The 7,611-nt window shown below is 71.0% G+C and carries 8 protein-coding genes and 1 tRNA gene; 6 read left to right on the top strand and 3 right to left on the bottom strand.

Annotated features, from left to right (window positions below):
* Positions 1-876 (top strand): DNA gyrase C-terminal beta-propeller domain-containing protein (locus tag AC08ON_RS08885; protein WP_476616771.1); only part of this gene is annotated, 876 nt, incomplete at its 5' end.
* Between the two features lie 164 nt (positions 877-1,040).
* Here AC08ON_RS08885 and AC08ON_RS08890 read toward each other — a convergent pair.
* Entirely contained in the window at positions 1,041-1,757 is a 717-nt protein-coding gene (locus AC08ON_RS08890; RefSeq protein WP_476616772.1) for a hypothetical protein, read from the bottom strand.
* Between the two features lie 316 nt (positions 1,758-2,073).
* On the opposite strand from AC08ON_RS08890, the gene AC08ON_RS08895 reads away from it, so the two are divergent.
* The 5 genes from AC08ON_RS08895 to AC08ON_RS08915 all read left to right on the top strand — a co-directional run bounded on the left by AC08ON_RS08895 (position 2,074) and on the right by AC08ON_RS08915 (position 6,651).
* On the top strand, positions 2,074-2,703 hold the full coding sequence (locus tag AC08ON_RS08895; protein ID WP_476607137.1) for a DUF3566 domain-containing protein: 630 nt from the start codon (positions 2,074-2,076) through the stop codon (positions 2,701-2,703).
* 63 nt (positions 2,704-2,766) lie between these two features.
* Positions 2,767-2,840: transfer RNA gene (locus tag AC08ON_RS08900), tRNA-Ile, on the top strand.
* 485 nt (positions 2,841-3,325) lie between these two features.
* Positions 3,326-4,723, top strand: coding sequence for a glycosyltransferase family 4 protein (locus tag AC08ON_RS08905; protein ID WP_476607136.1), 1,398 nt, complete (start codon positions 3,326-3,328; stop codon positions 4,721-4,723).
* A 10-nt stretch (positions 4,724-4,733) separates the two neighbouring features.
* Positions 4,734-5,465, top strand: a complete 732-nt coding sequence (locus tag AC08ON_RS08910) for a class I SAM-dependent methyltransferase (protein ID WP_476607135.1) — start codon at positions 4,734-4,736, stop codon at positions 5,463-5,465.
* Positions 5,452-6,651 carry a hypothetical protein gene (locus AC08ON_RS08915; protein ID WP_476607134.1) on the top strand — a complete coding sequence of 400 codons (1,200 nt, stop codon included), beginning with the start codon at positions 5,452-5,454 and terminating at the stop codon, positions 6,649-6,651. Before AC08ON_RS08910 ends, AC08ON_RS08915 begins: the two co-directional genes overlap by 14 nt.
* On the opposite strand, the gene AC08ON_RS08920 is transcribed toward AC08ON_RS08915, so the two are convergent.
* Both AC08ON_RS08920 and AC08ON_RS08925 read right to left on the bottom strand, forming a co-directional pair.
* On the bottom strand, positions 6,634-7,251 hold the full coding sequence (locus tag AC08ON_RS08920; RefSeq protein ID WP_476607133.1) for a class I SAM-dependent methyltransferase: 618 nt from the start codon (positions 7,249-7,251) through the stop codon (positions 6,634-6,636). The two genes, AC08ON_RS08915 and AC08ON_RS08920, sit on opposite strands and share 18 nt — an antisense overlap.
* A 70-nt stretch (positions 7,252-7,321) precedes the next feature.
* The coding region (locus AC08ON_RS08925; protein ID WP_476616773.1) for a peptide deformylase at positions 7,322-7,611 on the bottom strand (290 nt) is incomplete at its 5' end.

Below are 7,611 nucleotides of genomic sequence, written 5' to 3' on the forward strand. Positions count from 1 at the left end.
GCGGCGCTGCGCGAGGACGACATCGTCGAGCACTTCTTCGTCACGACCACCCACCACTGGCTGCTGTTTTTCACGAACAAGGGTCGGGTGTACCGGGCGAAGGCGCACGAGCTGCCCGAGCAGGCCAGGTCGGCCAAGGGCCAGCACGTCGCGAACATCCTGGCCTTCGGACAGGATGAGCGGATCGCCGAGGTCATCGCGGTCAAGGACTACGAGGCCGCCCCCTACCTGGTCCTGGCGACCAAGCGCGGGCTGTGCAAGAAGACCGCGCTGCATGACTTCGACTCGAACCGGGCCGGTGGCCTGGTGGCGATCAACCTACGCGACGACGACGAGCTGATCGCCGCCCGGCTCGTGGCGCCCGGCGACGATCTGCTCCTGGTCAGCCGCAACGCCCAGTCGATCCGGTTCCACGCCGACGACGAGCAGCTGCGGCCGATGGGCCGGGCGACCTCGGGTGTGATCGGTATGCGGTTCGATGCCGAGGACGAACTGCTGTCCATGGACGTTGTCGTGCCGGGTACGACGGCGGATCTGCTCGTCGCCACCTCCGGTGGATACGCGAAGCGGACGCCGCTGGCCGAGTACCCGGTGCAGGGCCGTGGTGGCAAGGGCGTGCTGACCGCTAAGATCGTCTCGACTCGCGGTGGTCTGGTGGGGGCACTCGTCGTCGATCCCGACGACCAGCTCTACGCCATCGCCTCCAACGGGGGTGTATTGCGGACCGTTGCCAAGGATGTACGGCGGGCGCAGCGGCAGACCATGGGAGTCCGGCTCATCGATCTGGAGTCCGGGGTGCAGGTTGTCGGAGTCGCACGTAATGCTGATGCGGAGGACACCGACGCTCGTATTGACGCCGGGCCCCAGGAAAGCTGAGAGCGAGCCCCGAGAGGCTGACGATCTCGTGGTCGTGGCCACCCACGCCGAGAACGACGCCGCCCGAGGGGACGGGTGTGCGCGGGACCCGTGCACACCGTCAGGACTGAACCGGGAGAGTCCGTGAGTGACAGTCAGGAAGACCGGCCAGCCCGGTCGGCGGTCTACCGCGGCCCCTCCTCGGCCGCCGGGGCGGAGGGATCGCGTGCCACCGAGCAGTCCCGCCGGCCGAGCGGAGGGGACGGGGCCGGCCCACGGTCCACGGTGAGACCCGCTTCCGTTGGTTCCTCCGGTGCTGGCGGCGCGGCCAGAGGCGCGAGCTCCTCCGGCCCGGATTCCGCGGGTTCCGCCGGTGTTTCCGATTCCGCCGGGCGTGATTCGGAAGCCGGCAGCCGGGCCGGCGCCGGGACGGCGTCGGGACGCGCGGCGGACGCCGCGGGCCGCTCGTTGTCGCTGCGGGACGGCCGTGGGGAGGACGCCGGCAGCGAGACGGTGAAGGTGCCCGCGGCCGGCGGTGGGCCCGAGTCCGGTAATCCGTTCTTCCAGCGGCCCGGGCGGTCCGGTCGGCCCGTGGAGGAGTGGGAGGGCGGCCGCGGCCCGGCCGGAGGCGCGGCGGACGCGCTGCGGTCCTCCGCCGGGGGGCCGACGGGTTCGATTGGGTCGTCGAAGGTCGGGTCGTCGAAGGCCGGGTCGTCAAAAGCCCATTCGGCTGAACCCGGCTCGTCGGCGTCGGGTGCGGGTTCGGCGGGTTCGGCGGGTTCGGCGGGTTCGGCGGCGTCCCGCTCCGGATCGGTCCCCGACGGGGCGAAGTCTCCCTTGTCCTCGCGGTCCTTGTCCACCTCTTCCGCGGGCGCGTCGGGCGCAGGGTCGTCGGCTGGCACCTCCACGGGACGTGCCAGCGGAACGTCGTCGGTGTCCCCATCCGGGTCGGCTCGTACCGGGGCCGCTGGAACCGACTCCGACGAGGCGGGCTTGGCTACCCGGAAACTCGGCTCGGCCGCCGTATCGTCGCCGGCGAAGCCCCTCGGCCCAGCGCCACCCGGACCCGGTCGAGCCACGCCAGGGGGGCCGGCAGTTCGCGTGGAGCCCCCGGCCGAGTGGCCACGGGAGACCGACACCATCTCCCTGGTCCGCCCGCCCAGCATGACGAGGAGCCATACCACGAAGCCCGACAGGAACCGTGCCGCGCCCGAGCGCATGCCCGCCCCCGATCCGGTACGCCCCGCCGCGCCGGGTCCGGCGGGGGGGAGGTCCGGCGGTGCCGGCCCCACGGCGGCCTACGACCGGCCGCTCGCGGCGCCGGAGTCCGCGGGTACCACCACGACGGGTGCTCTGAACAGCGTGACCACGACCTCCCCCGGTGCGCTCGACGACCAGTTCGAACCGGTCTCCGCTGAGCGGGCGGGTGCCGGTCACTCCCCTGGCCGGTCCGGTTCCGGCTCGTCCGGTTCCGCCCGCCCGCCCGGTCAGGGCCGGCGGGCCAAGCTCAAGCTGTCCAAGGTCAATCCTCTCACGGTGACCCGGGTCAGCTTCGCGTTCTCCCTCTGCGTCTTTGTGGTTCTGCTCGTCGCGATCGCCGTGCTGTGGTTCGTCCTGAACTCGATCGGCGTGTTCGACAGCGTCTCCGACGCGGCCGATACCCTGACCGACAGCAGCAGCACCGACATCCGAGGATGGCTGTCGTTCGGCCGGGCAATGCAGATCAGCTTGCTCATCGGGGCGATCAACGTCATCCTCATGACCGCGCTGTCCACGCTCGGTGCCCTGCTCTACAACCTCTGCGCCGAGATGATCGGCGGCGTCGAGCTGACTTTGAGTGATCAGTAGCTTGGAGGGACGGCGGCGGTCCCACTCCTGCGCCGCCGTCCTGTATTCTTGCACTCGCAGCACGGACCTATAGCTCAGTCGGTTAGAGCGCTTCCCTGATAAGGAAGAGGTCGGTGGTTCAAGTCCACCTAGGTCCACGCGCTGGTCGATCATGCTCGTTGCCCTCTGGGCGGCTTCGCCGTGGCCGTTATGCTGGTCGGGGGGCCAAGCCCCCCGACCCCCCGTGTTGCGCCTTCGGCGCTCGCCGTGCCCGGTGGGATGGTCGGGCCGTCGGTGGCGAGGTCTGAGAGCGGGCCCGGGCCGACGTGCTGCGGGAGGTCGCGGGCAACGCCATAGGGCCGATTCCCGGCTGCATAAACCGTCCACCGGTGATCCGGGAAGATCCCCGCGCCTGCGGGATAAAGCGGACACAAAACCCTCTGGATGGGCAAGTCTCCCTCGTTGCCGCAGATCTTGGACTCACGACGAAGAGTCCTAGTGTGACGCAGAGCACGCAGTCAGGGCACAGTGTCGGCCCATTTCAGTGAAGATCGGCACTCAATATCCTAATGTGCCAGGAAGCGGCGCCACCCTCGACGTCGAGGAACCAGGACATGGCCCGAGACGGACGGAGGGCGCACAGTTGCGGATTGCGTTGTTGTCGTACCGGAGTCTGCCCACCTGCGGTGGCCAGGGTGTGTACGTCCGACATCTGTCCCGCGAACTGGTCGCCCTGGGGCACCGCGTCCAGGTGGTGAGCGGGCCGCCGTACCCGGTGCTTGAGGAGGGTGTCGGCCTCACCGAACTGCCCAGCCTCGATCTCTACCGGGACTCCGACCCGTTCCGGTGGCCCGGACTGGCCGAGTTCCACGGCCTGCCGGACGTCGTCGAGTTCGCCATGATGCGGACCGGCCAGTTCTCCGAGCCGCTCGCCTTCAGCCTGCGTGCCTGCCAGGCCCTGCGCCCCAGGGCATCCGGGGGTCGGCCGCCGTTCGACATCGTCCATGACAACCAGGGGCTGGGATACGGCCTGCTGGCGCTGCGGGCAGCCCTGCGCCCGTACCGGATCCCGGTCGTGGGCACCGTGCATCATCCGATCACGGTCGATCGCCGCCTGCACCTCGCCGCGGCGACCACCTTCACCTCCCGGCTGGGCCTGCGCCGGTGGTACTCGTTCCTCCCGATGCAGGCCCGGGTCGCGCGGGGGCTGGATGGCATTGTCATCCCGTCGGAGAGCTCCCGGCGAGAGATCATCGCGGACATGGACCTCCCCACGACGGTCATGCGCACGGTTCCCTTGGGAGTCGACGCCGACGTCTTCACGCCGGCGCCCGCGGGCAATCCGGCGGTTCCGGGCCGTGTCGTCGTCGTGACCAGCGCCGATGTTCCGCTCAAGGGCCTGCTTGTCCTGCTCGAGGCGCTCGCGAAGCTGCGGGTGGATCGCTCGGCGCACCTGGTCTGCGTCGGCAAGGTCCGCGAAGGGGGAACGGCCCAGCGCCAGGTCGCCGAGCTGGGCCTGGCCGACGCCGTGACGTTCCGTTCCAACATGCCGGAACCGGAGCTGGTGGACCTGTTGCGCTCCGCCGAGGTCGCAGTCGTTCCCTCGCTTTACGAGGGGTTCAGCCTGCCCGCCGTCGAGGAGATGGCCTGCGGGATCCCGCTGGTCGCCACCACCGCCGGGGCGTTGCCCGAGGTCGCCGGTCCGGACGGGGAGGCCGCGTTGCTGGTCCCACCGGGGGATGCGGGAGCCCTGGCGGACGCCATCGGTTCCCTGCTCGATGATCCCGAACGACGGGCCCGAATGGGTGCCGCCGGGCGCCGCCGGGTGGAGGCGCGGTTCTCCTGGCGGGCGGCCGCCGCGGCCACCGCGGACTGGTACGCCGAGCGGATCGCGGCGGTCGGCGGGACGCCCACCTCCCCGGCCCCGGCCCCGGCCCCGGGACCGGCGGCCCAGTGGACGCCGGCACCGCTATCCACACCCGGCGCCGTCACACCCGGCGCCGCGGCGTCCGCACCGGCGTCGTCGACGCTGACCGGCTGACGGCCGACGCATGCTGACCGTCGACTTCGACCAGTTTCCCGTCTCCGCGGGCTGCCGGCTGCTCGACCTGGGCTGCGGCGCCGGACGGCACACGTTCGAGGCGTTCCGACGGGGCGCCGAGGTCATCGCGCTGGACCACTCCGCCGGCGAGGTCGCCGGCGTCAACGCGATGCTCGCCGCGATGGCTCTGGAGGGACAGGCTCCGCCCAAGGCGAAGGCCGCCGGAGTGCGCGGTGACGCGCTGGCGCTGCCGTTCGCCGACGGCACCTTCGACCGGATCATCGCCGCCGAGGTGCTCGAACACCTGCCCGCCGACACGGCGGCGATGACGGAGATCGCCCGGGTGCTACGGCCCGGGGGGTGGGTGGCGGTCACCGTCCCGAACCGGTTCTCCGAGCAGGTGTGCTGGAGCCTGTCGACGGCTTATCACAGCGTCGAGGGGGGCCATGTCCGCATCTACCGCCGGGACGAGCTTCGTGACCGGTTGATCGCGGTGGGACTGGAACCGGCCGGCACCCATTTCGCACACGCCCTGCACGCCCCGTACTGGTGGCTGCGCTGTCTCGTCGGTGTCCACGACGACGACCATCCGGCGACGCGGCTTTACCACCGGCTGCTGGTGTGGGACATGATGCGCCGTCCCCGCATCACCCGGCTCGCCGAGCGGGCCCTCAATCCGATCATCGGCAAGAGCATCGTGCTGTATTTGAGGAAACCGGAGGTAACGCGTGCGGCCGGTTGAGTCTGCTCCGGTCCTGACCCCCGAGGCGCTCACCGCGACCGCGACCGCGATCGCCGTCGTCCAGGAGCCGGACGGTGCCATCCCCTGGTATCCCGGTGGCCACACCGACCCGTGGGATCATCTCGAATGCGCCATGGCCCTCGACCTCGGCGGCCTGGTCGACGCCGCCGACGCCGCGTGGGCCTGGCTGTGCCGCAACCAGCGGCCGGATGGATCCTGGGCGACGAGCTACGTCGGCGGCGCGGTCAAGGAGGACTTCGCCGACAGCAACCAGTGCGCCTATGTCGCCACCGCCGCCTGGCACCGCTGGTTGGCCACCGGTGACCGCGCCTTCCTCACGAGGATCTGGCCGGTCGTCGAGGCAGCCCTGGGCTTCGTCGTCGACATGCAGAGCCCGACCGGACAGATCTGGTGGGCCCGGTCGTCGGACGGTGTCGACTACCCCGAGGCCCTGCTGACGGGATGCTCCAGCACGTTGCACAGCCTGCGCTGCGGGATGGCGCTCGCAGCCCTGGTCGGGGAGGTGCCACCGGCCTGGGAACGGGCGACCGGCGCGCTGCGGCACACCCTCGTCGCTCACCCAGAGTACTTCGCCCCTCGCGACCGGTGGTCGATGGACTGGTACTACCCGGTGATCGGCGGAGCGCTGCGCCGGTCCGCGGGTCGGTCCCGGCTCACCAGCCGGTGGAACGACTTCGTCGTCGACGGTCTGGGCATCCGCTGCGTGGCCGACGAGCCCTGGGTCACGGGGGCCGAGACCTGCGAACTAGCCATCGCCCTGCATCTCGTGGGCGAGACCGCCGCGGCGACCAAGTTGGTCACGGACATGCAGCACCTGCGGCACGCCGACGGGAGCTACTGGACGGGCTGGCAGTTCGAGACCGCGACGTTCTGGCCGGCCGAACAGTCGACCTGGACCGCGGCGGCGGTGATCCTCGCGGTCGACACGTTGGCCGGCGGGGTCACCGAGACCCTCTTCCGCGGCGACGGCCTCCCCGAGGGGATCTGTGTCCTCGACAAGGAGTCCGACGAGCCTCGGCAGGGCGGCAGGCGGCTTCCGGAGTCGCGGACGGGGGTGGTGACGGAGCCGGGAACGGAGCCGGGGACGGGGGTGGTGACGCCCGCCGAACGCCGGCTTCCTCGGCAGCGGCCGGCATGCGGATGCCGCTCAGTCGACGCGGCGTAGGACGCGCAGCGAACCCGCGCACGACAGCTCGCGGAAGCCCTCCGTCAGCGCCCGCACCAAGACGTGGTAAGGCGCCTGGCCCCCGTCCGCCGGGTCCGGAAAGACGTCGTGGATGGCCAGGAGACCGCCGGGCCGCACGTGGCAGGCCCAGGCCCCGTAGTCCGCCTGGGCCTGCTCCTCGGTGTGCCCGCCGTCGAGGAAGAGCAGGTCGGCCGGGGTCGACCACCATCGCCCCACCCGTTCGGAGCGGCCGACGACCGCCGTCACGACGTCCTCGACGCCCGCGTCCTCCAGCGTCCGCCGCAGGAAGGGCAGCGTGTCCAGCCGGCCGCTACGCGGGTCGACGAGATCGGCGTCGTGGTACTCCCACCCGGGTTGGTTCTCCTCCGACCCGCGATGATGATCCACGGTGATCACCGTCGCTCCCACCGTCCGGGCGGCTGCGGCCAGGTACAGGGTCGACTTACCGCAGTAGGTGCCGACCTCGCAGATCAGGCCGCCGGCCGATACCCGTGTTGCCGCCGCGTAGAGCGCCAGGCCCTCCTCCGTGGGCATGAAGCCCGTCGCCGCCTCGGCCGCCCGCCGCAACACCACATCCACCGCCGACTCTCTCTTTCTCGCAGGACGGATAGCCTTTCTTGCAGGACAGGTAGCGCGCGCCGGTGGCTCGCTACCTGCCGAGCTGCGCGGCCACCTCGACCCGTCGGGCGAAGATCTCCTCGGTCCGCTCCTCCATCTCGCGGAGGGCCTTCTTGCGTCCGCGGCTCGACAGCCGGTCCAGGTAGAGGCTGCCGTACAGGTGATCGGTCTCATGCTGCAGGCAACGGGCGAAATAGCCGGTTCCCTCCAGGCGGAGCGGGGCACCGTGCTGGTCCTGACCGCGGACAGCGGCATGCTCCAGCCGGGCGACCTCCATGTAGGCCCCCGGAACAGACAGGCACCCCTCATCCCCCTTGACGA

The organism is Frankia sp. CoWAU3, from assembly GCF_977971855.1.